Genomic DNA, 25,344 nt, shown 5'->3' on the forward strand with positions numbered 1-25,344 from the left:
TAATATTGACAATGAAATTAAATCTGAAAAAGCCCCTCGTAGTCTTTGACCTTGAGACTACGGGGCTTGATATTGTAAACGACCGCATCATTCAGCTGTCGTTTATCAAGGTTTGTCCGGATGGAACTGAAGAGCGCGGAGATCATCTTATCAATCCGGGAAAGCATATTCCCGACATGGTGTCAGCCCTTACGGGTATTGACGATGAAAAAGTGAAGGATGCTCCAAGCTTCAAACAACTGTCTGCAACACTGGCCGAGAAGTTCAAAGGCTGTGACTTTGCAGGATTCAATTCCAACCGCTTTGATGTTCCAATGCTGGCCGAGGAATTCCTTCGGGCAGGTATAGATTTTGACTTTTCAAAGTGCAGGCTCATTGATGCGCAGACCATTTTCCACAAAATGGAAAAGCGAAATCTGGCTGCTGCCTACGAATTCTATTGTGGACGAAAAATGGATGAAGACTTCGAAGCACACCGTGCCGACCAAGATACCGAGGCCACCTATCGCGTGCTGTTGGGACAGCTCGACATGTATTCGGCAGACAAGCAGAGTGAAGCCGAGCGCATATTGCCCAACGACATGGATTATCTGGCTGATTTCTCCAAGCAGAATGACAATGTTGACTTTGCAGGACGCATTGTCTGGGGGCCTGTAAAGGATAAAGACGGCAATCCTTTGCTGGATAAAGACGGTCAACCACAGGTGCAAGAGGTGTTCAACTTCGGCAAATACAAGGACATGCCAGTGGCAGAAGTCTTGAAGAAAGACCCTGGATATTATTCCTGGATGTTGGCGGCAGAGTTCTCAAACAACACCAAACAGGTGCTCACACGCATCAGACTACGAGAATTCAACAAGCGCTCATGCTGAAAGGAAAGAAGATTGTACTTGGAATTACAGGCTCTATAGCAGCCTATAAATCGTGCCTCATCATTCGTGCTCTTATCAAACACGGTGCTGAGGTACAAGTTGTTATTACCCCATCGGGCAAAGAGTTCATTACGCCGATAACGCTTTCTGCACTCACCCATAAGCCTGTAATCAGCGAGTTTTTCTCTCAACGTGACGGCACATGGCACTCCCATATAGACCTTGGATTGTGGGCCGATGCCATGCTCATAGCCCCTTGCACGGCAAGCACACTCGGAAAAATGGCACATGGTGTGGCTGACAACATGCTTATCACCACCTATCTCAGCATGAAAGCCCCTGTGTTTATTGCTCCGGCAATGGACCTCGACATGTTTCAACATCCTTCTACGCAGGCCAATCTCCAGCAACTGAAATCCTATGGCAACCATATCATAGAACCCGCAAGCGGCTTTCTGGCCAGTGGACTTGAGGGAAAAGGGCGAATGGAAGAACCGGAAAGAATTGTTGAACAACTCGACAAATTCTTCAACTCGACTGCTGACCTGCAGGGAAAGAATATCATGATTACGGCTGGTCCTACATACGAGAAGATTGATCCCGTGCGTTTCATCGGCAATTATTCAAGCGGAAAAATGGGATATGCACTGGCCGAAGAATGCTATCGCCGTGGAGCTGAGGTCACATTGATAAGTGGCCCCGTGAGTCTTAGTTGCTCGGAGGGCATCAGAAGGATAGACGTGGAGAGTTGCGAAGAGATGTATGAGCAGGCAACAAAGGCCTTTCCACAACAACATGCAGCCATTCTGTGTGCGGCAGTGGCCGATTTCAAACCCGAAAACGTGGCAGAAACGAAGATTAAACGTGAGAAAGACGACTTGCTTCTCCGTCTCAAACCCACGCAGGATATTGCTTCTACGCTCGGAAAGATGAAGACCTCAGATCAGCGTATCATCGCTTTCGCACTCGAAACCAATGACGAAGAGCAGAATGCCAAGCAAAAATTAGAGAAGAAGAATGCCGATTTCATCGTGATGAACTCTACCCGAAATCCAGGAACGACATTCCAGAGCGATGAGAACCAGATAACGATTATCCATAAAGAAGGAAAGAAAGAATATGCCAAGAAGCCGAAAACAGATGTTGCCAAAGATATTGTTGACGAGCTGGCTACTCTTTTGTAGTGGCTCACTGCTGGCACAGGAACTGCAGGCTACCGTCAATATCAATCATGCACAGATACAAGGCACTGACAATTCGATATTCGATAATCTGCAAACTACCCTCATGCAATTTCTGAACGACCGCAAATGGACGGCTTTACAGTTTCAGAAAAATGAGCGTATACCCTGTAGTTTCAATATCACGGTGAACAAATACGACCGCAAGACCAACACTTTCAGCTGTAAGGCAATCGTTCAGGCTAACCGCCCGGTATTCAATTCTTCATACACCACCACCTTATATAATAATATTGATAACAACTTCGACTTTGAGTTTGCTGAATTCAGCCAGCTCGATTTCAACGAGGAACATATTGACAACCAACTGACGGCTCTCTGTGCCTACTATGCCTATCTCATCATCGGCATGAACCTTGACAGTTTCTCGCCCATGGGAGGAACTGACATTCTACAACAATGCCTCAACGTGGCCAATAATGCTCAAGGCTTGAACTTCACGGGTTGGAAGAGTTTTGACGATGACCGAAACCGATATGCCTTTATCAATGGCTATATGGACGAGGCTTTGAAACCTTTCAGAATGCTTCAGTATGATTACTATCGGACAGGACTTGACGAGATGGCCAATAATGTAGAAAAGGCACGTGTGAACATCACTACGGCACTCGAGAACGACCTCCAGAAAGCCCATGAGAACCGTCCTTTGAGTATGTTGCCACAGATATGGACCGACTATAAAAAGGATGAGCTTGCCAATATCTATCAAGGCAAAGGCACGCAGAAGGAGAAAGAAAGCGTCTACGAAATTCTTTTCAGACTCAATGCCAGCCTGAATGAGGCATGGGATAAAATCAAACGATAAAACATAGACAATGCTGAAACAATTATATATCAAGAACTTCACGCTGATCGACGAACTGAACATAGCATTCAACAGCGGTTTCTCTGTGATTACCGGAGAAACAGGTGCAGGAAAAAGCATCATTCTCGGTGCTATCAACCTGCTTCTGGGTCAGCGTGCCGACACGAAAGTCATAAAGGCAGACAGGGATAAATGCGTGATTGAGGCTCACTTCAATCTCTCGAAATATGGCATGGACCAGTTCTTCGCCGATAATGACATCGACTATGATTCAGAAGACTGCATCATCCGTCGGGAAATCAACAAGAATGGCAAGAGCCGTGCATTTGTCAACGACATGCCCGTACAGCTTACACTCATGCGAGAGTTAGGCGAGATGCTTGTAGATATTCACAGCCAGCATCAGAACCTCCTTCTGCAAAAAGAAAACTTCCAACTCAATGTGGTTGACATCATTGCCCACGACGAACAAGAACGCAAGAACTATCAGGAGAGTTTCAAAGCCTATCGGAAAGCTCATGCCGACCTGAAACAATTGGAGGAAAATATAGCACAAGGCAAAGAGAATGAGGAGTTTATGCGCTTCCAGTTCAATGAAATTGAAAAGGCAAACTTGAAAGCCGATGAACAGGAAAACATAGAACAGGAAACCGAACAACTCTCGCATTCAGAAGAAATCAAGGAGGCGCTTTTCGAGGGTGACGGCCTGCTTATAGGCGAAGAGCGGGGAGCCGTGGAACAAGTGAAACGAGCTGCCAACCGACTGCATGCCATCGAGCAGGTGTACCCCAATGCCAAGGAATTGGCCGAACGACTCGACAACTGCCACATCGAACTTAAAGATATAGCCCAGGAAATCAGTCGTGATACTGACCATATAGAATTCGACCCAGCCCGACTTGACCAACTCAATGAGCGCCTCGATACCATCTATTCCCTTCAACAGAAATTCCATGTGTCGACCATTGCCGAACTCCTGCAAATCAAGGAAGAACTCGGGAAGCAGTTGGGCAACATCGACAACTCGGAAGAACTGCTTGAAGAAACCCGCCAACGCGTGAACCAACTCGAACAACTCTGCCATGAGAAGGCCGAGATGCTCACACGGAAACGTGAGAAAGCGGCCTTGTTGGTAGAGAAAGAAATGGCCAACCGACTTGTACCTTTAGGGATTCCCAATGTGAGATTTCAAATTCAACTCACTGTCAAAGAACTCTCTGAAGACGGTCGCGACAAGATAGCTTTCCTCTTCAGTGCCAACCGAAGTACGCCGCTCCAGCCTGTCAGTCAGGTGGCTTCGGGCGGTGAGATAGCCCGTGTCATGCTCTCTCTGAAAGCCATGATCAGCGGTGCTGTTCAGCTTCCGACAATCATCTTCGACGAGATAGACACCGGGGTCAGCGGACGAGTGGCCGAGATGATGGCACAAATCATGCAGGAAATGGGCCAGCACGACCGACAGGTAATCAGCATCACCCACCTTCCACAGATTGCTGCACTCGGCACCACCCATTATAAAGTGTCGAAAGAAGAAACCAATGAGGGCACGGTCAGCCACATGCGACTACTCACCGACGATGAACGCATACAAGAGATTGCCCAGATGCTCAGCGGAAGTAATATCTCGGCCGAAGCTATCAGCAATGCCAAGGCCCTGCTCAAGAAAGCATGAGACACCGTCTGGAAATATCCACCATATCACATTACGAAACAAGATAACCCTATATCAACAATGAAAAAATCAATCATCATCATCTTAACCTTCGCATTCTCCCTGGGGATGTTCGCCCAATCGGCCTCCATGCAGAAGACTGCCAAATCCGTATTCACACTCACAACTTTCAATAAAGACGGCAGCCTGCGTGCCTCAAGCCATGGCGTCTTCGTGTCTTCCGACGGACAGGCTATCAGCACATGGGCACCCTTTGCCGGCGCTGATCATGCTATTGTCATTGATGCCAACGGCAAGCAACACAACGTAGAGACCATCATTGGCGCCAACGAGCTCTATGACGTCTGCAAGTTCACCGTCAGCGGAACCACTCTCCCCGCTCCCATTGCCAGTTCTCAAGCCAATGGAAAGGCTTATCTCATAGGCTATTCAGTGGCTAAAGCCGACGTGAAGCCCTTCAAGATAGGCAGTGTGGAAAAGTTCATGAACAAATATAACTACTATATTTTCACCCAAGATACCGCCGAAAACATGGCCAGCTGTCCGTTTGTCAACGACCGTGCACAGGTTATCGGACTCCTCCAGCATGGCAAGAATGGCGAAGTATATGCCACCGATGCCCAATTGGCCAACGACATCAAGGCAAATGCTTTCTCTGTCAACGACCCCGTATTGCGCACCTGCGCTATCCGCACGGCACTGCCCGAGAAACAGGAAGAAGCCTTGCTCACCATGATGATGACAGGCGAGACGGTAGACTCTCTGAAACGACAAGCCTACATCGACGACTTCATCAAACGTTTCCCCACAGCCACTGAAGGCTACACCAACAAAGCCATAAGCTATGTGGATGCAGGCAAATATGCAGAAGCCGACAAGATGATGCAGACTGCCATTGAACGTGCCACCAAGAAAGACGAGGCACACTCTGAATACGCCAAGGTCATCCTGCAAAAGCAAATCTATCATGCCGACAGTCCCTATCCTGCATGGACACTCGACAAAGCCCTTGAAGAGGCACGAAAAGCCGAGGCCCTCAATCCGCTCGACGTCTATCGGCATCAACAGGCACAGATTATCTATTCACAAGGACAATATCAGCAAGCCTACGACCGTTTTATGGCACTCACCAAAAGCCCTATCCGCAATGGCGAGTTCTTCTATGAGGCCGCCCAATGCAAGACCATGCTCAAGGCTCCGCAAACCGAAATCATGGCCCTGCTCGACAGTGCGGTAGCTGCCTGTCCCCAACCGCTCACATCCGTGGCTGCCCCCTATGTGCTGGCACGCGGCATGGCCCTTGATGCCCAGGAAAACTACCGACTTGCCCTGAAAGACTACAATCTCTACGACTCACTCATGCAGGGACGCCCACTTGCCTCCAACTTCTATTACATGCGCTATAAGTGCGAGACCAAGACCCGCCAGTATCTTCAAGCTCTCAACGACATCGCCCGCGCTATCATCATGACCCCCGACGAGCCAACCTACTATGCAGAAATGGCATCGCTCAGTCTTCGGGTAAAGCGCCTTGAAGATGCCGAGAAAGCCGCACAACGCTGTACAGAGCTTGCCCCCGAATATGCCGACGGCCACCTGCTTCTCGGCATTTCCCAACTCGAACTTGGCAAGAAAGAAACAGCCCGTTTATCATTGCTGAAGGCCAAAGAATTGGGTGACAAACGGGCCGATGAGTATCTTAAACGAATCAAATAGAGGGCCTCAAACAAAGAGCATAAAACAGGAAAGTATCAAATAGCATGCAAGCCCGCCTCCTTCCATGGAGGTGGTTTTTCATTCTATCTCCACCTCCACACGCTCCCCTCTTCCCAAAGCCTCCGTCATCTTTTGCATCAGCAAATGCAGGGCAGTTCGAGAGTTCATCAATTCTCCCACCCTGCGGTTCCACCCCACAAGAATGCAACCTGAGGTGTCAGCGGGCCTATTTCCTGCATGAATGCGGATACCCTTAAATCCACGCACACCATAGACCAGTGGAAGCCAGCAACCAAAACGCGGGCTCTTGGTGATCAGCACCCGATAGCATCCCATGGGGATAGCCACCCTGCCACGTGCTTTTGCCAACTGAATATCACGGAGCGGTGTTTCCTTGGTCAATCCGCAATCAGCAGGTTCCAGCGTGTCACAAAAATATTGTCCGCCGACATAGAGATGTCCGATAGTATAATCCGTTTTTCGCGCTATACGTTTAATATTGATTTTCATAAGTACTTTTTTTAATGAATAATGCACAATTCATAATGCATAATTCATGAATCATGATTCCTCGTGCCACATTGCGCATTACGCATTATAAATTATGAATCATGAATTATGAATTATGAATTAACATATCGGGCCTAATGTTACATGTAATAATGTAATATGTAATATTTTACCTTACCCCCGCCCCCTCTCCCAAAGAGAGAGGAGAGGTCTAATTTGAGTGGACTTACTCACCTTCCTCAAACAATATTCTCCAGCTCGCACTCCCCTCTCCTTGGGAGAGGGGTCGGGGGGAGGTGTCTGGGGAGAAGTTATCTTATATCTTCTTCCACATTCCTTTTCCAACACGTTCAATCCAGCCACTCGCTTTCCAACGATGAATGACAACCCGAAGCGTACTCGCATGCTGATGTTTCAACACCTCAAGGTCGTGGAGGGTGAAAGTCGTTGGAAGTTCATCGAAAATCGTTGTATCTCTCCTCTTCCGACCGACAGAGGAAACTGACTCCGCCTGTTCCAACAGCACCTCACCAAATAGCCTGCTCTGCTCGCGAAGTACATAATCTGCCATCATTACGGCAAATTTCAAACATTCATTCGACTCTTTCCCATAGAGCAACCGATAGACCACACCACAACGAAAACCAATGACAGCAGCCCGCTTGCGATAGGTGTCCATCACTGTGTCGGCGCTCTTCATGGCCTCCAACCGCCGTGCCTCAACCCAGTTGGCCATAGCCCTGCGCAACCGAGGGGTATCCACAAATCCCTTAGCCTCTCTCAATCGGGTGACACACTCACTGATAGCCTGCCGGTGCGCATCATTCATGCCCTTGAAGTGAGGCATCGGGGCAAACGAATTATCAGGCATCTCGGCAAGCATCAGACGGGAGGAAAGTCCGTTTTCCACATTATCCGTCTTAAAACACTTGCGCAATGCTCCATACGTGCCAAGAATTGTCCAATTATAAGCCACCTCAACAACTCCACTCTCTGCCTGGTCGGAATTATAATCCTGGCCCCAACGTCCGTTGTCGAAAGCCAATCGGTAGATGTCATATTTCGTAGACCACGAGCCAGCTCCATTGGTCTTATACAACGTATCGAGTTCTTCGCCGAAAGAATAAAGCGTGTGTCCATGTGCATTCTTCATTCGCTTTAGAAGCGTGGAACAGGAAATCGTGACAGGCACATTCCTAATCATCACTTCTGGGTCTCGAGGGGCTTTCTCATTGGCTTTCCTGCACTTTCGGGCCTGCTTCCATTCGTCCTCCTTATGTCGGGCAAGGGCATCCTCCTCGTCCATCTGCTTGAGCCACACGTCAATAGCTTCCTTACACGCACTCTTTCCCGAGGCCTGCGGACCAACGATGACGCTCATCAGTCCCAACCTCATGCGCTTGCCATCACAATACTCCACCTCAACTCCGTCGGCATAACTTGCCGCCAAGGGCAACACGGCACAGAGCACAGCCATTTGCATAGGCTCAGGCACACCGAAGATTGACTCTCTCAATCCACGACACAACACCGAACTGAGCGCCTTTTCTTCTGTTTCCTGTAAAGGTTCAGACATTTCATCGCCCTTTGCCTCGCGTTCCAGATCGGCAATAATAGTCTTCAGCAGCCTTGAAATTCCCTTGGGCTGCTCCTTGCAAGCCGACTCAAGCACACTTTTCATTTCCTGCTCCGGCAACCCCATGCGAGGCATCACGCGCATGAGCTTCCCTACATTATTGTCACAGATTGCTCTGAGATTGACTGCCAACTGATGAAGTTTCACATTGCGCTCTCCTTCCTGAGGCTCACCGCCCATCTTCTCCCACCAGCGAGAAATAATCGTGTCATAAGGAATCCCACGAAAGGTAGCAGCAACCTCACCCTGTGCTTTCTCCTGACCAGCGGCAGGGGCAGGCAGAGGTTGTCGTGAGGCTTCCTGATTTCCAGACTCCTTCAACGCCGACAAGCATGCAGGCGTTTCAGAAATTGTTGGAGGTTCCGGCACGGCAAACAGCTTCTCGCTCTCATACAAGATATACGGCTCGGGAACAGCAAACGAACAGCGCGCATAATCCTTGACACTCTCATCATAGACGCTCATGCCCAACTGACTTGCCATCCACTTCTGCCCCTCAGCCAAAGCCATGCCTTGAGGAAGCACGAAAACCAGACGCAACCCCTCCAACGATGGCGAAACATGGGCAAGCACTATGCCCAACGTTTCTGCCCGCGGGGCAATCTCTCTCCATGTTTCGCGCGGAGCAGGAATATGGTCGATATCAAAAATACTCAATCCTGTTGGAACGGCTTCGGCATTCGCCCTGCGCCCCTTGGGAAACGTGGCATGAAAAAGAAACACTGGCAGACGGCGTTTACATTCCGACTTGCGATGTTCGAAATCTTCCTGGCTCATCTCACCCCGAAGTTTCATCTCGCGGGCATCGGCTATCTCTGCACACAACCTACCGACTTTCTCTGACCGCACCACCTGGCGGAACAATTCGGGGGTACAATCTACTACCCCCCTGCTTATACTTGAACTATAACCAAACATATGTTTTCAATGTTTAATGTGAAATGTGAAATGTTTAATGTGGAATGTGGAATGAGGAATTAGAAATGAGGAATGTTTAATTATGAATTATGCATTATAAATTATGAATTAAATCAACTCCACATTACACACTCCTCACTCCTCACTATAAATTATGAATTGCAAAATACATGAAGTCTGATGCTTCCTGACTTTCACGGTCAATCACCTCATAAGGACTTTCAATCTCTGTCCGTTCAACAGAGAGTGTCAGTCGGGCACGCTCCTTGCTGACGGTTGCTTTTCCATGTGCCAGCCGAATGGTCTTCGTTCCCGGCTCACTCTCCTGCACTGGCTGTTTCCATGCATTGAAATTTCCCTCCTTGGGGTTCACCAATCCGATAGACCCTCTGACTCTGTTTCCACTTGCAATGAGCGACTGATACACCTTGTCGGCAATCTGAAGTTTGATTTCCATGATGCTATCCTTTCTTTAGATGAGTTTTGTGATATAGATTTGATTCTCATGACGCTCCATGCCGTTCTTGTCGGTGAAAGGGCGCTGCTTGATATAGCCCTGCATGCGGTGCATCATGGTGCGGTCGTAAGGTTGGCAGTCGCGTGCCATGTCGCCCGTCATTTCAGCATAGAATTCATCGATGCCGTCACTCAGAATAAATCCCATCGTGTGGAAAGTCTTCTGCGTTCCGTCCTGGGCTGTATACTGGCGCGAAGTGTGCGCCCCTTGGTTGATGATTGTTACAAACTTTTCCATTTTTACTTTTCGTTTTTTTATTGAACAAAAGCAGCCTGCCGTTCTTCTTCCCGGGCATAAGAACAAAAGCCTGCCGACTCCATGTTTTGGAATCCACAGGCAAAGATAGGGCAAAAAGAAACGCTGTGAACCGAATGGAAACACAGCGTAAAAAACAAAGTAAAAAAGTAAATTCTATCGTAAGAAAGTCAGCAGGCGGTCGGCAATAAGCTTCTGCCGGGAGAAACAGGTGTTCACCTTATCCGTGAGCGAAAAGCTTTCCCAATGCTTATAATGCTTGTCAAGAATTCCATTCTTGGCCTTCTGCACGGCCTGATAATCACAAGGATAGTCAAGGGCATGGCTGAAAGGCAATTGCTCTGCACGCTGACAGAAAGCCGTCAGCTCACCGGGCCAGCCATAGAAATCTACCAGCACCCTGTAAATGGCCACCCACTGCGATTTAACCGTGAACAAAGGCATCAGCTCCTCTATTCCTCGGGCAATCTCTTCCTCGCTCTTGCCCACCGAAGCCTCTTTCCCAGCAGGCACAACCGCTCGGTCAACGTTCACCTCGGCGCCACTCACACTCAAATTCACCGTCTCATTATCGTGGATGTCGATATACGACCCCTGCACATTGATTGTATTTCCCATATCATCCTTGTTATTCTTCACGCGCTTTCCTGGTCTTCTCTATCTCATCAAGAACTATCTTGGGATTTCTAAGCTCCTTAACCAGCAAATCAACCTCAGTGCGTGGATTGTGAGCGGCATAATCGACTTCCCCTTCATGAGAACCACGCAACCTTTGAGCCCTACTCATAGCTTGGGCTTCATGGCCATGTTCTTGTAAAATCTGATAAAAGTCCTTGTCATTCTTCGCGTAGCTGAAATCCTCCTTTTTCAACTCCTTTTTCAATATGCTCTCAATCCTGTTGACATAGTCCTTACACTTACCTTCAACTCCTCCCTGGAAATGAAGAAGAAACCACAATTCGAAAGCCCCATTACTCCATGCGCATTTCATTCCTTCTTCCTCAGCCTTTACGATAGCTTCGTTGAAATCTTTGTATTCGTCTTTATCAAACACAACCCAAACGCGATCGAAAGGAACCTGATGCTTACACTTGTATTCCTTCTCCAACTTCTTTGCCTTCTCCACCAGCTTGCAGGTACCACAAGCACCTCCGCCGATTACAGCTGCAGGGACCACTTGTGTTCTTTGCTTATCTATCTTTGCACCATTATTTTGTGATTTGCAATCATCGATAAGCGCCTTAAAATAATTAGGCTCGGTTTTCTTTCCCTCACACACAATGAGAAATCTTACAATCTTGGCTCTCGTGCCTTGTTTTCGCTCACTATTAACTAAGGGGCCACGCATCTTTGTTGTTTTCTTCATGGTTATGCCTGTGATTATCGGATGAATGGAATGGCACCATAACGGCCTTCAATATAATTTTTCTCGAAATTGCGGTCATTGCGCTCCTTGAATTCAAGAAGCGAATAGAGGTCGCTGGCTTCGGTGGCATCTTTCTCGGTGAACCACACCTGATCACGGCGAAGGTAATCCTTATCAAGCAGATGCGTGTCGTGGGTGGTGAATACGACCTGTGCCCCCTTAGGGTTGGTTTCCTTGTCCATGAACAGGCGCACAATGGCACGCGTCAGCATGGGGTGAAGCTTGGCATCAAGTTCGTCGACGAAGAGCACCTTGCCCTTTAGAAGTGTATCGAAAAGCGGCCCCGAGAACGAGATTATTTTATTCGTTCCATTCGACTCAAAAATCTCTGCATTAAATCTCGTCTGTCCCACTACTTTCCCCTCTTTGTCATAAACATGATGTGTCGTATATATATCATATTCCCTCGATTCCAAAGTTTTCTTAAGATTTACATCCTGCAAAGTAGCTATTTTTTCTTTTGTTTCATCAGAAATTTTGAATTCTTCGACCTCTAACTCGGTAAATCCCAAGTCAAGCTTTTTGAATAGATTTATGGCTTGGGCATAACCATCGAGTTTATTTGCAAGCATTTTAAGTGAAAACTGCTTATATCCTTCTCCTTCTAAGCCTGAAATCGTATTGCAACACCTAAAATACGAGATGAGTTTTTGAGAAACTTCTCCATTGAGTTGAGCCACAAGTGAGAGAAAAAGGCGATTCTTGGTTGTAAGTTCCTTTTTATTTTTGCCTTCAGGAAAATATTTTGTTGAGACAGTAAATTCTTCTCCTTGTCGTTCGAACAAAACATGCTCTTTACTATTCGGCTCAACCTTCTTTTCGTAAAGCCATTCCCTGACAATCTCTCTCGGTAGATATTCAAAACCATATTTATAAACCGCATTATCAAGCAAGAATTGAATTTCGAACGCTGTAGGAGCATCTTTCGTTTGCGTATCAAGCATAAAAGGATTATGTGGAATAAAATTATCGGGATTAAGCTTAGTATTGTTTCTTACAATATATCTAAACCATCCCAACGCTTTGATAACATTCGTCTTTCCACTCGAGTTAGCCCCATAGATTGCAGCCACAGGGAGCAGGCGGAAACCATCTTTTTCGATAACAGACTCGGACAAGTCTTCAACTCTCCCCGCTTCCATGCGCAATGACTTGATGTCACGGAACGAGCGGAAATTACCAAAACTAAAATTAATCAGCATAATTGTATATGATAAATATTTAATGCAAAGATAACAAACAAAAACGCTCTTCATGGCGTTTTGCGAGATTTTTTCTCATAAAAGTGCGGTTATTTATATAAAATTACATCTAAAAGGGCTTTTTTACGATATTTTTTCGCGTTCATTAACGCTTTCTTTCTCGCCAACCACCAATTGCCCATTATCGTGCGCCTCAATATAATTGCCGTGCACGGTCAACGAGCGAGGTATCTGTGCTTGCCGACGCTCTATCTCTTCATCCACCCGGGCAAGGAGCGCATCGGCCTGCGGGTAGCCATGCCGACGAACATACTCGAAGGTGCGGCGAAAGGCATGGAGCGTTTCATCATCAATACATTCAGTGTGGGCAGTCCATTGCCAGGGGAGTTCAGCCGAGGGTTTGCTCCGCTTCGCCACTTCTACGAACACGACGCCCGAGAGAAACTGCCACAATTGGCGCTTCGGCACCGAGGCATAATAGAGTCGGGAAAGGAAATTCTGACGGTCGTTCTGCCACACACGATAAAGTCCTGCGGGGAAAGCCTCCAAAGAAGCAATCACCTTACCGACTTCATCGTCAGAGACCTGCAAGAACAGGCGCTTCGTGGTTTCTTCATCGGCCACCATTGAGAGCCAGCGCTCCATGGTCATCGCTTCACTGCCCAATTGGCGCCCCATTACGCTTCCAAGCCGTTCGAGCGAATGAATCACTTCGGCATCCACATCCACACCGATCGCTTCCATGCGCCCCACGAGTGCCTGCCGACGCTGAGTCATTTCACGGCTGATATCGAGCAGCGAAAGCGAGCTGAAGCGTACCAGCAGGCAGGCGAACTCCTCACGTTCAGAGGTGCTCCATTCGGGCCAGGCTTCAAGCAGGTCGTCGATGCCGTCGGCCACCGCCTCAAGGCGCTTCAGTTCGCGCGAACGCTCGAGCAGAGGGCCGGCATAGTGCCAGGCAGAGAAATCCAGAAGCGGAAGCGAAGCTGATGTCCCACTGCAATTTTTCACAAACTGCTCCACAAGCAATGAGTTATGCTCCTTGTCGACTTCGACTACTCTCGTGCGCAGGCGTTCCCTCTCCACGCAGGCAAAAGCCTCATGCGCCAGCCCACGCTGCCTCCTGCACACATAGCCTATCAGTCGCCCCTGCCAGTCGTAGGCCACAACAGCCTGCGGGTCGGCATGATTGTCGTGCTCAGCACGCAGGGTGACGGCTTTTCCAAGGGCCTCCCCCATGAAGTCCTCCATACAGCCGGCTATCTCATGATAGGGCAGTCCGACGATGCGCAGTTGAATTATGCTCACTATGGTTTTTCTTTTGAAAGATTATTATTTCCTGAAAACTCATTTTGTTATCAGTGGTTTTGAAGAAAAGTCCAACTGACACTCCCCCTTAGTTTTTCAATCGGCATTTCTTTCGCATCCGATGACAAAGATAAGAAAAAAAATTGGAAAAACAAACGATTGAATATGTAATGAAAAAGAAAAAATAAAAATATTACATATTACAATATTACATGTAACGTTTACTCAATTCATCATGCATGATGCACAGGAATATAAGGGATACTTACGGATTGATAGTTTTATGGAGATTATATATAATAATTATTAGTAGTATTATGTTATTATAATATATAATATATTATATATTATAATAAGCTATCTTATATTCAGACCTATTCACCATGCATAATGCATGGTTAAGAGATGTCAAGCGCTTTGTTTTCTCATGCAAATGCGCAATTATGCATGATGAATTAAAAAACAGTGAATTGAGTAAACGTTACATGTAATATTGTAATATGTAATATTTTTGATTCTGCATGACGAATCATGCATCATGAATTGTGCATTATGAATTACGAATTAATCTTTAACACCCATTAACACGCTCAAAATCCCTTTTTCCATGGTCTTCGGACGATTGTACTGTATCTTTGTAGGAAAGAAACAAAACCATGTAAACACACCCACATCAAAGTCCTTCTTCGCAGGTAAAAGTGGGGCCGCTCACCCGGGAGAGTAGAAGGAGGCGTAATTACCATGTTAAACTACAAGATTTACAAGAACAAAAACAAGAAATCGGCAGGCTATGGCAGATTCTATGCCCGATCAGTGATCAACGAGACCAAGAACATCGAACAGTTGGCTGAACACATGTCGTTTCACAACACTCCTTTCTCGAAAGGCGTCATCAAAGGCATCATCACCGACATGGTGGAGTGTATCAGGGAACTGGCATTGGCGGGCACGGCCGTGAAGCTCGACAATCTGGCCATTTTCTCCGTAGGCATCACCTCCAAGGGTGCAGAATCGGGTGCAGCCTTCTCGCCTGCCAAACACATCAAGGCCTATCGCCTGCGTGCACGCCCGACTGGGAAATTCAATGCCCACAGCCTCAAGACCGCTACCCATGTGCAGGAACAGACTGAATATCAGATTCAGAAAAAGAAAAAGAAAACTGAGACTGGAACACCTCAGGGATAGCGTATAACACCTCTCCCCCAACCCCTCTCCCAAGGAGAGGGGAAAAGATTTGGGAAGACTAATTGAGAAGAATCTCTTCCCGGTCCTCTACCGTAGTTCCCCTCTCCCTGGAGAGGGGTTGGGGGTGAGGCTTCATTATTAATCTTAAAAAAATATCATCATGAAAAACAACACTTGGAAAGTCATCCTTCAGACTGTCATCACCATTCTTACGGCCATTGCCACAACCCTCGGGGTTAGCTCGTGCATGTGACACCTCTCCCCTGCCCTCTCTCCCAAGGAGAGGGGGAGTGTGCGCAGAGTCTTATGGAGAGTTTTTTTCAATTCGCCTTCTCAATTCGCCTTCTCAATTCGCCTTCTCAATTCGCACTCCCCTCTCCTTGGAGAGGGGTTGGGGGTGAGGCTTCCTTTTTCAGGGCATCGGTGTGAGTTCTTTCGCCAACTTTCGGGCATAGGGTGCGGGGTATCCAGAGCGCCAGACAGGGGCAGGAGTTCCACGCTTGGTGCGCAGGAAGTTACCGTTTTCATCGGTGGGTCTGACAACCATATCGTTGTATTTCACGATGAGGTGGAAAGCCAACTGCGTCCAACGCGCAAGCATGCGCTGTGCCTGCAGGTTGCTATAGTCGTTGAGCTGGCGCAGGGCTGCCGCCTTATCGGTGGCATAGCGCCGGCAGGCTTCTTTTTCAATTTCTGCCTGCTGGGCAAAATAGCTCTGTTCGAGACTGTCGCGCACGGCTTTCAGACTTGGGAACATCTGGCTATAACGCGGATAGACCATGTTGCTGACCCAATTGCACACCCAGAAGGCATTCTTCATCGAGAAGGTAAGGGCATCAGCCCCAGGCGTGTTATAGCATTCGGGACGCACGGTGTTGCCACAATAGACAGGGGTGTAGGCTATCATGTTTCCGTCGTCATTGCCAAACCACAACACGCCACCAATCTCACGGGGAAGCCATGAACGCATTTCGCTGACATAGGAGAAAGTGGTTTGCTGGGTGCTCACGGGGCGCTCGTTGAAATAAGCTTTTCCATTGACTTTATAGACCAAGGGCGAGGGGCGGTAGGGCATTTGCCAGATGCCGCCTCCGATGTCGAGGGTGTCGGTGGCGAGAGGTGTGCCTTCATAATGGTCGCGCATGGCAGTCTGCACATCTTGCACACTGAGTTTATGCTTGGGCACTATCCAGAGCGGCATGTCTTCAGCGTTGGGATCAAGTCCCTCGGCCCAAGGCAAATAGCGGGAGAAGCCATCGGCAAAGCGATTGAAGAATGCCCACACGCGGGCATCACAGAAACGACGTCCTCCGAAGTCGGGGCGCGCATAGGTCATCTTCCAGTTGAACTCGTCATCACGCCCCTTGAACCACCCTTTGCTTCGGGCAAAGGAAATGACGTTCTTGCTATAGAGCACATTCTTCTTGTCTTTCATGTTGAAGTTTCCGATACGGCTTTGGTTGGCATGTGCACAGATAGCGTCATCGGGGATGCGCTGGGCCACCCACACGACTTTCTTGCTTCCCGCGCCACAGCCCATCATCTCCATGATCCAGGCTTCATTGGGGTCGCAGATGGTGAAGGTTTCGCCCTCGCTGTTGTAGCCATAAGCCTCTACCAAGGTTGTCATCACGCGAATGGCTTCGCGGGCTGTGCGTGAGCGTTGCAGGGCAATGTAAATGAGACTTCCATAGTCGAGAATGCCTGTGGAGTCGACCATTTCGGCACGCCCGCCATAGGTGGTTTCGCCAATGGTCACTTGATATTCGTTGATGTTGCCAATGATATTATAGGTCACGGGAGCCTCGGGGATGAAACCATGACACACGCTTGTTTCCCAATCATTGACGGCACGCATTTCACCTTTCTCATGCGTGGCTGCCGGATAATGGGTCAACCCGAGAAACGAACCATAGCTGTCGGCATTGTAGGTGCAGATGACGCTTCCGTTGACACTGGCTTTCTTGCCTACAATGAAATTCGTGCAAGCCTCTGAAGGGACTGCATAAAGCATGAGGCCCAAAAGCAGAAAAAGAGTTTTATTGATGTTCATACTGATATATTAATGGTTAACATTCAAAAAAATTACATATTACATATTACATATTACGTTAAGCCCGATATGTTAATGAGAAATGAGGAATGTTTAGTGTGTAATGTATTTTAATGTATAATTATGAATTATGAATTATGAATTTTCCATTAAACATTAAACACTCAACAATCAACATTAAACATTAAGCATCCTTATTTTTCCTTTTTCGATAAAAGCCTTTCCTCCTATCCATTCGGTCATAGCAGGCTCGCCATTGAACGTATAACTGTTCAACACCTCTTTGCCACAGACTTCGACAACGGCATGATGCAACGTGTGACCATCGTCGAAGACGACTTCATGAAAAGCCAATCGGCGGAGTGCATTTTCCTTCATAGTCTATCGGGTCATGGGCTTATCCAATTCACCCTCAGGTATCATGGGAGTTGAGGGAGGAGTAAGGGGTTGCCTCTGACGGGAAGAATCGCGCGACAGGCTGTCGGCCTGGGCTTTCATTTCAAGCTTCTCTTGACTGGCATGCATGCGAAGGAGTCTGATTCCGCTGACTATCATCAGCTTGAGTGTCGTGGTGTTCTCTCCAGGACTCTGACTTCGGCTGAGCATGAAGAAGCCTCTGACTTCCTTGATGCCTAACCGATGATCATCGCTCACCCTAAGACTGCTATGACCTCCTGTCGAAAGATGAACCGTCTGTGAAGCTATGCTGTCATTGCTGAACCTCACGGAAAGCATCACAACACCATCGCGCATACCGTCCTGATAAATGAAATCACTATTGAAATCAAGCATCAAGACATCACCCTTATGGAAAGCCGAGTCGGCTTTCAATGAGAAGCTATGCTGATTGAAAGGCTTCTGCGGTGCAAGCACCAATGAGGTTTCCTCACGCCACACATTGGCCGTGTCTCCTGTAAGACCAACATTGGCGAAAGCATCTCCTGCCGAACCACCAAGTGCCACAGATTCATCTCTGAAACGCTTGGCAAGGTTTTCATAGATTGTTTTCAGCTGCTCGGTGTGGCGCAGATAATACACCAATGAAGAATCGAAGTCAGCCTCAGTGTAACCATGTTTCTGAAGCACAGCCGTATGATATTTCACCATATTGACAGAGTCGTTGCCCGAGACCAAAGCCATGGCGTCAGCCAGATGATAATCATAAAGAATATCTTCCAGCTCTCCAGGCTGGATATAGCGGGAAGGCACAGTGGGCTTACAGCCTGCAATAAGCATCAGGAAGCCCACACACATCACGGTTTTCAATATTGCTTGCTTCATCAGCATCTTTTTATTTCTTTCTAAACGCTCCCTTCACAGTTTCTGAAAGGTGTTCAATCTCATTTCGATAGAACAGGAAAAGTGCAACAATACCTACAGAAATGCAGGCATCGGCAAAGTTGAACACTGGCGAGAAGAAGATAAATTCATCTCCTCCCTTGAACGGAACCCATGACGGATAAGTGGTTACAATCATCGGGAAATAGAACATGTCGACCACCTTGCCTTGCAGGAAAGGAGCATAACCTGTTCCAAAGGGCACGAAGCCTGCCACACTGAACGGAGTAGAGGATTCGAAGATGAGTCCATAGAACATGGAGTCGAGAATGTTTCCCACCGCACCGGCAAGAATCATCGACAGCACGACAATATATCCCGTCGTGTGCTTCTGCTTGAGCACCTGCCGAAGATACCAGCCTATTGCCGTGATTGCCACGAGGCGGAAAAGGCTGAGCACCAGTTTGTTGAAAAAGGTCATGCCGTAGGCCATGCCATTGTTTTCAACAAAACTGATATAGAACCAATCGGTGATATGGATAGACTCACCAAGACAAAAATGTGTCTTGACCTCAATCTTGATGAACTGATCTATAAGAAGAATGACAGCTATCAGGATAAAGGCCAGGACACCATCGGATAGAATTTTGTTCTTTTTCATTTCTTTCTTGCGTTCTTCGATGCCACGCTCAATGTGGCATGAGGCACAATGCGGAGGCGTTCCTTTGGAATCAATTCGCCTGTCATGCGGTCAATCCCATAGGTTTTGTTCTCAATTCTGAGCAATGCGCCCTCTAAAGCTCTGATGAATTTCTGCTGGCGCTGTGACATCTGAATCATTTCTTCCTTGCTCTGGTTGGCATTCCCTTCATCAAGCACCTTGTTATAGGTTGGTGAAGTGTCGTCAACCCCATTGCCGTCTTTATTCATCAACTGATCCATCAGCGCTGTGTATTCCGTACGAGCTACTTTCAATTTGTCATTGATGATAGAACGGAACTCTTCCAATTCCTCATCTGAATAACGTGCTTTCTTGTTCATAGGATATTAAATTTTTGAATTTATATATAAAAGGAAAGAGCCGGTGGCAGAGGGATGTTCCAACTGCCACACGGTAGTCTCTTTTTAATCTTTCTCTACAAGGATATTGAGCTTGAAGTCATCAAATTCAACCTCTGCCCCCTGATTGTCGGCTATCTTGATGTCGTTGGCAAGCACCTGACTCTTGATCATCTCGCCAAAGGATTCAATGGCGGCATCGGTCTGTACATTCGGAGCCACGGTAACAAGGATGCGGTCGGTAATCTCAAGTCCCGTTTCCTTACGCAGATTCTGAATACGGTTAATCAGTTCGCGTGCCATACCCTCACGTTTCAAATCTTCGGTCAACTCTACCTCGAGTGCCACGGTCAGATTGCCCTCATTGCTCACCAACCAGCCTGGAATATCCTCGCTGATGATGTCGACATCACATGCCTCGACAGTCACTGCCTGGCCTTCAACCTCGAAGCTGATGCTTCCCGAAGTTTCGAGTAAGGCAATTTCGTCTTGGGTGAGCGCATCCATGTGGGCTGCCACCGACTTCATCAGTTTGCCAAACTTCTTGCCCATAACTCGGAAATTGCACTTTATCTTCTTCACTAGCATGCCCTGGCCCTCGACAAACAGAAGTTCCTTCACGTTGACTTCATTCTTGATGAGGTCGGCCACGGCTTCAATGTGCTGTCTCTGTTCGGCATCAATGGCAGGAATCATAATCTGAGCCAATGGCTGACGCACCTTGATGTTTATCTTACGACGCAAGGCAAGGGTCATTGAAGTTATCTTCTGTGCCATACCCATTCGGATTTCGAGGTCGGCATCAATAGCCTGCTCGTCGGCAATGGGGAACAGGTCGAGATGCACGCTTTCCAGTTTGCCTCCCAAGTCATGATAGAGTTCGTCGGCATAGAATGGGGCAAACGGAGCCAGCAATTTCGCCACTGTCATCAGGCAGGTATAAAGCGTCTGATAAGCCGAAAGCTTGTCTTCACTCATCTCTGTGCCCCAGAAACGTTTACGGTTCAGACGCACATACCAATTACTCAAATCGTCGTTGACAAAGGCATCTATCAATCGGCCGGCACGCGTGGGGTCAAAGTTTTCCAATTCGTGCTCAACACCCTTTATCAGAGAGTTGGCTTTGGAAATTATCCAACGGTCAATCTCCGGACGGTTTTCAAGTGCCACCTGCTCTGCCTCGGGGTTAAAGCCGTCGACATTAGCATAGAGTGCAAAGAAACTATACGTATTATATAATGTTCCGAACAACTTACGGCGTGTCTCGTCTACTCCGTTCGGGTCGAACTTCAAGTTGTCCCAAGGCTCGGAGTTTGTCATCATATAGAAGCGTACAGGGTCGGCCCCATACTTATCAATCATTTCAAACGGATTGGTCACATTGCCCACATGCTTGCTCATCTTGTTTCCCTTGGCATCAAGCACAAGGCCTGTAGAGATGACATTCTTGAAGGCCACATGATCAAACACCATTGTGGAAATGGCATGCAAGGTAAAGAACCAGCCACGCGTCTGGTCTACTCCCTCATTAATGAAGTCGGCAGGATAGTAAGCCGGAGGCACAGGGATGCCCTCATAGGTAGAAGTGACAAGCTCTCGACGATATTCGTCTTCGCTCTTGCCTGTAGCTTTCAGTCCTTCGGGTACAATCTCACCCTCAAACGGATAGTGCTGTTGAGCATAAGGCATGGAGCCCGAGTCAAACCAAACGTCAATCAAATCGCTCTCGCGCTTCATGGGTTCGCCTGCCTCGTTGACCAGAACGATATCATCTACGTATGGACGGTGCAGGTCGACCTTATCATAATTTTCTTTTGAATAGTCTCCAGGAACAAAGCCTTTGTCCTTCAGCGGATTGCTCTTCATCACACCGGCGGCCACACTCTTCTCGACTTCTGCATAGAGTTCTTCCAGGCTTCCGATACACTTTTCATTACGCTTATCATCCCGCCAGATAGGAAGAGGGGTTCCCCAGAAGCGTGAACGTGAGAGGTTCCAGTCGTTCAGGTTCTCCAACCAATTGCCGAAACGCCCCGTACCCGTACTTTCTGGTTGCCAACGAATAGTGTTGTTGAGTTCCACCATACGCTCTTTCTTTGCCGTGTCCTTAATAAACCAGCTATCAAGCGGATAATAAAGCACAGGCTTATCTGTACGCCAGCAATGCGGATAGTTGTGCACATGCTTTTCAATCTTGAAAGCTGTGCCCTCCTGCTTCATCTCCATACAGAGCACGATGTTCAGGTCTTCATCCTTTTCACTGGCTTTCTTGTCCCAAACTCCGTCAGGATTATATTTCGGGTCGTATGAATTCTTCACATAGTCACCGGCATGATGCCCATAGGCTTCCTTGTCTATGCAAGCCTTTATGAAGTTATTATCGAGGTCTTCCAAACCATAATATTTACCCTGTAAATCAACCATTGGTCGAGTCTCACCCTGCTGGTTAATCAAATAAAGGGCTGGAATATTTGCGTCTTTAGCCACTTTAGCATCATCAGCACCAAAGGTGGGCGCAATGTGCACGATACCTGTACCGTCTTCAGTGGTCACATAGTCACCCAAGATAACACGGAAAGCTTCGCTGTCCATTTCAACAAACGTGTCACGACCGTCTTCGCTTGCAAACACCTTGTCGGCATGTGACTCGGCATAGGCTTTCACAAACGCTGGTGAAAAGTCATCCACCTTCTCGCAAGGCTTTACCCAGGGCATGAGCTGGCCATAATGAAGTCCTTCTAAATCAGAGCCTTTCATTCGGTCTACAATACGCCAAGGACATTTTTTATTCTCCTTGTCAAAAGCGCCAAGTTCGCCCTCCTTCACTTCCTGCTCTGGGTTGAGATAGGCACTGACACGACTCTCTGCCATGATTAAGGTAACAGGCTGACCATCATAGAGATTATAAGTCTCCACAGCCACATAGTCAATCTTTGGACCAACACAGAGTGCCACGTTTGAAGGAAGTGTCCAAGGCGTAGTGGTCCACGCAATGAAATAAGGCTTACCATGCTTTGTCCATTCGGCCTTGGGGTCTTTGATGAGGAACTGAGCCGTAACCGTAGTGTCTTTCACATCACGATAACATCCTGGCTGATTCAGCTCATGGCTCGACAATCCCGTACCGGCAGCCGGAGAGTAAGGTTGAATGGTATAACCTTTATAGAGCAGACCCTTGTTGTAGAGTTGTTTCAAAAGCCACCAAAGGGTCTCTATATATTTATTGTCATAGGTGATATAAGGATGATCGAGGTCAACGAAATATCCCATTTTCTCCGTAAGTTCACGCCATTCAGCAGTGAACATCATCACGTTTTCACGACATTTCTTATTATAGTCTTCCGTTGAGATATACTTCTGCGAAGCCTTATTGTCAATATCTTTCTTCGTAATACCGAGTTCTTTCTCTACGCCCAACTCAACAGGAAGTCCATGGGTATCCCAGCCCGCCTTACGGTGAACCTGATAACCTTTCATTGTCTTATAACGGTTGAATGTATCCTTGATAGCGCGGGCCAGCACATGATGAATACCCGGATGACCATTAGCCGAAGGAGGACCCTCGAAGAAAATAAACTGTGGACAACCTTCGCGCTCAGCGATTGACTTGTGGAAAATATCGTTCTTCTCCCACTCGGCCAACACCTCTTGATTTGTCTTGACCAGATTAAGACCGTCATGTTCGGCAAATTTCTTAGCCATATCCTATAAAAATCTATATATTTTGTTACGTAACTTTTTAATGCCCGCAAAGATAATAAAAATTATTAGCAATCCCAAAAAGAGCCCACTCTTTTTAATAATATGAAAGCAGAGCCTTAAAATTACATAACATATATTTTGCTAATCCCTAAAAACTCACTACATTTGCAAGTGAATTTACACTATTAATTATGAACTGGTTAATCAATCTTTTTACCACTACCGACTCTGTGGCCCATATAGCCATGCTCTATGCAATCGTGATTTCCGTAGGCGTACTGTTAGGCAAAGTGAAAGTAGGAGGTATCTCTCTCGGCGTGACCTTTGTGCTCTTTGCAGGCATTGTTGCAGGACATATCGGCTTTACAGCCCCCACAAACATTCTTAGTTTCATCCAGGATTTCGGCCTGATTCTTTTCGTGTTCTGCATTGGTCTTCAGGTAGGCCCAGGCTTTTTCGAAAGTTTCAGAAAAGGAGGTGTCACACTCAACCTGCTTGCCACCGCAATGATATTGCTCAACATCGGAGTAATGTTTGTCTGCTATTGGGTTTTCTTTGATACCCATAATGTTGACAATCTCCCGATGATGGTCGGCACACTCTATGGTGCCGTAACCAACACCCCGGGACTTGGTGCCGCCAATGAAGCCTTGACCAGTGTCTTCCCCCAAGGACACATGCCACAGATAGCCTCGGGATATGCCTGCGCCTATCCACTCGGCGTACTGGGAATTATCGGAGCAACAATTGCCATACGCTATATCACACGCGTGAGATTGGAAAAAGAAGAGCAGAACCTTGCTGAACAGGAAGACGAGAATCCACATGCAAAACCTCATCAGATGCACCTGAAAGTGAGCAATGCCTACATTGCAGGTCGCTCACTGCTTGAGATTTCTCAGTTCCTCAACCGTGATGTCATCTGCTCACGCCTGCTTCATGATGGCGAAGTAACTATTCCTAACCGCGATACGATATTCAGTCTTGGAGATGAACTTCTAGTTGTATGTACAGAGGGAGATGCCGAAGCTATCAAAGCTTTCATCGGCCCAGAGATTGACACTCCCTGGCACACCGAAGCTGAAACACAGCCACTCATCAGTCGACGGATTGTTGTCACCAATCCAGCCATGAATGGCAAAACATTGGGAAAGATGCACTTCTCAAGTGTCTATGGCGTCAATGTAACGCGCGTTACCCGCCAAGGCATGGACCTCTTTGCCAGCCGTAATCACCATTTCCAGATTGGCGACCGTATCATGGTAGTAGGCCCTGAGGATAATGTGAACCGCGTGGCCGAAATGATGGGCAACAGTACCAAGCGCCTTGATGCACCCAATATCGGCACGATTTTCATTGGCATTATCATCGGTATTCTTTTCGGAAGCATTCCAATCGCAATCCCAGGCATGCCTGTTCCTTTGAAACTCGGTATCGCCGGTGGCCCTCTGATTATTGCAATCCTGATTGGCAGGTTCGGTTATCGGTTCAAACTTGTCACCTACACCACAACCTCTGCCAACATGATGCTTCGTGAAATCGGGCTTGTGCTTTTTCTTGCCTCTGTAGGTATTAAGGCGGGAGCAGGTTTCTGGGAAACCGTTGTACAGGGAGACGGCTTGAAATATGTGTACACGGGCTTCTTCATCACCATCATTCCAATCCTCATTGTGGGAACCATTGCCCGCCTGCGCTATAAGTTCAACTACTTTACTATCATGGGAATGATTTCGGGTTCCTACACCGACCCACCCGCATTGGCCTATGCCAACAGCATTTGTACGCGTGAAGCTCCGGCCATAGGCTATTCCACGGTCTATCCATTGAGCATGTTCCTGCGCATCTTTACGGCGCAAATCGTTGTGCTGTTCTGTTGCGGAGCATAACCACTCAACTTGACATTCCCGCATTTAAGGGGAAAATAAAAACGCAACAGTTTTCTTGAACTGTTGCGTTTTACTTTATATTTGTTCAGATGAACCATTGATT

At 47.5% G+C, this 25,344-nt stretch carries 23 protein-coding genes; 9 read left to right on the forward strand and 14 right to left on the reverse strand.

All coding sequences use genetic code 11. The features are described from left to right. Positions 1-11: 11 nt before the first annotated feature. Genes EL210_RS08720 through EL210_RS08740 form a run of 5 tightly spaced genes read left to right on the forward strand, consistent with a single transcriptional unit; the run spans position 12 to position 6,306 of the window. Positions 12-872: a 3'-5' exonuclease gene (locus EL210_RS08720; protein WP_018919178.1), complete on the forward strand. Its 861-nt coding sequence runs from the start codon at positions 12-14 to the stop codon at positions 870-872. Further along, positions 866-2,056: a bifunctional phosphopantothenoylcysteine decarboxylase/phosphopantothenate--cysteine ligase CoaBC gene (coaBC, locus tag EL210_RS08725; protein WP_018919179.1), complete on the forward strand. Its 1,191-nt coding sequence runs from the start codon at positions 866-868 to the stop codon at positions 2,054-2,056. The genes EL210_RS08720 and coaBC overlap by 7 nt, the downstream gene beginning before the upstream one ends. Further along, the gene (porD, locus tag EL210_RS08730) at positions 2,013-2,918 is read left to right on the forward strand and encodes a type IX secretion system protein PorD (RefSeq protein ID WP_018919180.1); all 906 of its coding nucleotides are present in this window, start codon (positions 2,013-2,015) and stop codon (positions 2,916-2,918) included. Before coaBC ends, porD begins: the two co-directional genes overlap by 44 nt. A 10-nt stretch (positions 2,919-2,928) precedes the next feature. Then, complete coding sequence (gene recN / locus EL210_RS08735) at positions 2,929-4,590, forward strand: DNA repair protein RecN (RefSeq protein ID WP_018919181.1); 1,662 nt, start codon at positions 2,929-2,931, stop codon at positions 4,588-4,590. A gap of 60 nt (positions 4,591-4,650) precedes the next feature. Next, positions 4,651-6,306 (forward strand): tetratricopeptide repeat protein, encoded by a 1,656-nt coding sequence (locus tag EL210_RS08740; protein WP_026285853.1) that lies wholly within the window; start codon positions 4,651-4,653, stop codon positions 6,304-6,306. Positions 6,307-6,384: 78 nt separating this feature from the next. Here the strand turns inward: EL210_RS08740 and EL210_RS08745 are convergent, their stop codons facing one another. The 8 genes from EL210_RS08745 to EL210_RS13820 all read right to left on the reverse strand — a co-directional run bounded on the left by EL210_RS08745 (position 6,385) and on the right by EL210_RS13820 (position 13,547). Continuing rightward, on the reverse strand, positions 6,385-6,816 hold the full coding sequence (locus EL210_RS08745) for a DUF5675 family protein (RefSeq protein ID WP_018919184.1): 432 nt from the start codon (positions 6,814-6,816) through the stop codon (positions 6,385-6,387). Between the two features lie 316 nt (positions 6,817-7,132). Beyond that, the gene (locus EL210_RS08750) at positions 7,133-9,370 is read right to left on the reverse strand and encodes a BT4734/BF3469 family protein (RefSeq protein WP_018919185.1); all 2,238 of its coding nucleotides are present in this window, start codon (positions 9,368-9,370) and stop codon (positions 7,133-7,135) included. Between the two features lie 145 nt (positions 9,371-9,515). Further along, a complete protein-coding gene (locus EL210_RS08755; protein ID WP_004372625.1) occupies positions 9,516-9,827 on the reverse strand; it encodes a hypothetical protein in 312 nt (103 codons plus the stop codon). Positions 9,828-9,842: 15 nt separating this feature from the next. Next, positions 9,843-10,124 (reverse strand): hypothetical protein, encoded by a 282-nt coding sequence (locus tag EL210_RS08760; protein WP_004372624.1) that lies wholly within the window; start codon positions 10,122-10,124, stop codon positions 9,843-9,845. A 174-nt stretch (positions 10,125-10,298) separates the two neighbouring features. Next, complete coding sequence (locus EL210_RS08765) at positions 10,299-10,760, reverse strand: hypothetical protein (RefSeq protein WP_232000305.1); 462 nt, start codon at positions 10,758-10,760, stop codon at positions 10,299-10,301. 10 nt (positions 10,761-10,770) lie between these two features. Continuing rightward, complete coding sequence (locus tag EL210_RS08770; protein WP_018919187.1) at positions 10,771-11,508, reverse strand: RloB family protein; 738 nt, start codon at positions 11,506-11,508, stop codon at positions 10,771-10,773. A 14-nt stretch (positions 11,509-11,522) separates the two neighbouring features. Beyond that, the gene (locus tag EL210_RS08775) at positions 11,523-12,770 is read right to left on the reverse strand and encodes an AAA family ATPase (RefSeq protein ID WP_018919188.1); all 1,248 of its coding nucleotides are present in this window, start codon (positions 12,768-12,770) and stop codon (positions 11,523-11,525) included. Positions 12,771-12,893: 123 nt separating this feature from the next. Further along, entirely contained in the window at positions 12,894-13,547 is a 654-nt protein-coding gene (locus tag EL210_RS13820) for a hypothetical protein (protein ID WP_232000306.1), read from the reverse strand. A 324-nt stretch (positions 13,548-13,871) separates the two neighbouring features. Here EL210_RS13820 and EL210_RS13825 point away from each other — a divergent pair, with 324 nt between their 5' ends. The 3 genes from EL210_RS13825 (at position 13,872) to EL210_RS13595 (ending at position 15,516) form a co-directional block, all read left to right on the forward strand. Next, positions 13,872-14,141: a hypothetical protein gene (locus EL210_RS13825; RefSeq protein ID WP_232000307.1), complete on the forward strand. Its 270-nt coding sequence runs from the start codon at positions 13,872-13,874 to the stop codon at positions 14,139-14,141. A gap of 678 nt (positions 14,142-14,819) precedes the next feature. Next, positions 14,820-15,263, forward strand: coding sequence for an HU family DNA-binding protein (locus tag EL210_RS08785; RefSeq protein ID WP_018919190.1), 444 nt, complete (start codon positions 14,820-14,822; stop codon positions 15,261-15,263). Positions 15,264-15,423: 160 nt separating this feature from the next. Further along, positions 15,424-15,516, forward strand: a complete 93-nt coding sequence (locus tag EL210_RS13595; RefSeq protein ID WP_154649968.1) for a smalltalk protein — start codon at positions 15,424-15,426, stop codon at positions 15,514-15,516. Between the two features lie 159 nt (positions 15,517-15,675). Here the strand turns inward: EL210_RS13595 and EL210_RS08790 are convergent, their stop codons facing one another. The 6 genes from EL210_RS08790 to ileS form a co-directional block, all read right to left on the reverse strand. Next, positions 15,676-17,316, reverse strand: a complete 1,641-nt coding sequence (locus tag EL210_RS08790) for a dipeptidase (RefSeq protein WP_018919191.1) — start codon at positions 17,314-17,316, stop codon at positions 15,676-15,678. 177 nt (positions 17,317-17,493) lie between these two features. Next, entirely contained in the window at positions 17,494-17,694 is a 201-nt protein-coding gene (locus EL210_RS08795; RefSeq protein ID WP_018919192.1) for a hypothetical protein, read from the reverse strand. A 3-nt stretch (positions 17,695-17,697) separates the two neighbouring features. Further along, the gene (locus EL210_RS08800; protein WP_018919193.1) at positions 17,698-18,603 is read right to left on the reverse strand and encodes a DUF4296 domain-containing protein; all 906 of its coding nucleotides are present in this window, start codon (positions 18,601-18,603) and stop codon (positions 17,698-17,700) included. Between the two features lie 4 nt (positions 18,604-18,607). Beyond that, complete coding sequence (locus EL210_RS08805; RefSeq protein ID WP_018919194.1) at positions 18,608-19,255, reverse strand: lipoprotein signal peptidase; 648 nt, start codon at positions 19,253-19,255, stop codon at positions 18,608-18,610. Further along, entirely contained in the window at positions 19,252-19,635 is a 384-nt protein-coding gene (locus EL210_RS08810; RefSeq protein WP_004372613.1) for a TraR/DksA family transcriptional regulator, read from the reverse strand. The genes EL210_RS08805 and EL210_RS08810 overlap by 4 nt, the downstream gene beginning before the upstream one ends. A gap of 84 nt (positions 19,636-19,719) precedes the next feature. Then, complete coding sequence (gene ileS, locus EL210_RS08815) at positions 19,720-23,355, reverse strand: isoleucine--tRNA ligase (protein ID WP_018919195.1); 3,636 nt, start codon at positions 23,353-23,355, stop codon at positions 19,720-19,722. A 191-nt stretch (positions 23,356-23,546) separates the two neighbouring features. On the opposite strand from ileS, the gene EL210_RS08820 reads away from it, so the two are divergent. Continuing rightward, complete coding sequence (locus EL210_RS08820; protein ID WP_018919196.1) at positions 23,547-25,241, forward strand: putative transporter; 1,695 nt, start codon at positions 23,547-23,549, stop codon at positions 25,239-25,241. Positions 25,242-25,344 lie beyond the last annotated feature (103 nt).

Source organism: Segatella oris (genome assembly GCF_900637655.1).
Taxonomy (GTDB): Bacteria; Bacteroidota; Bacteroidia; order Bacteroidales; family Bacteroidaceae; genus Prevotella; species Prevotella oris.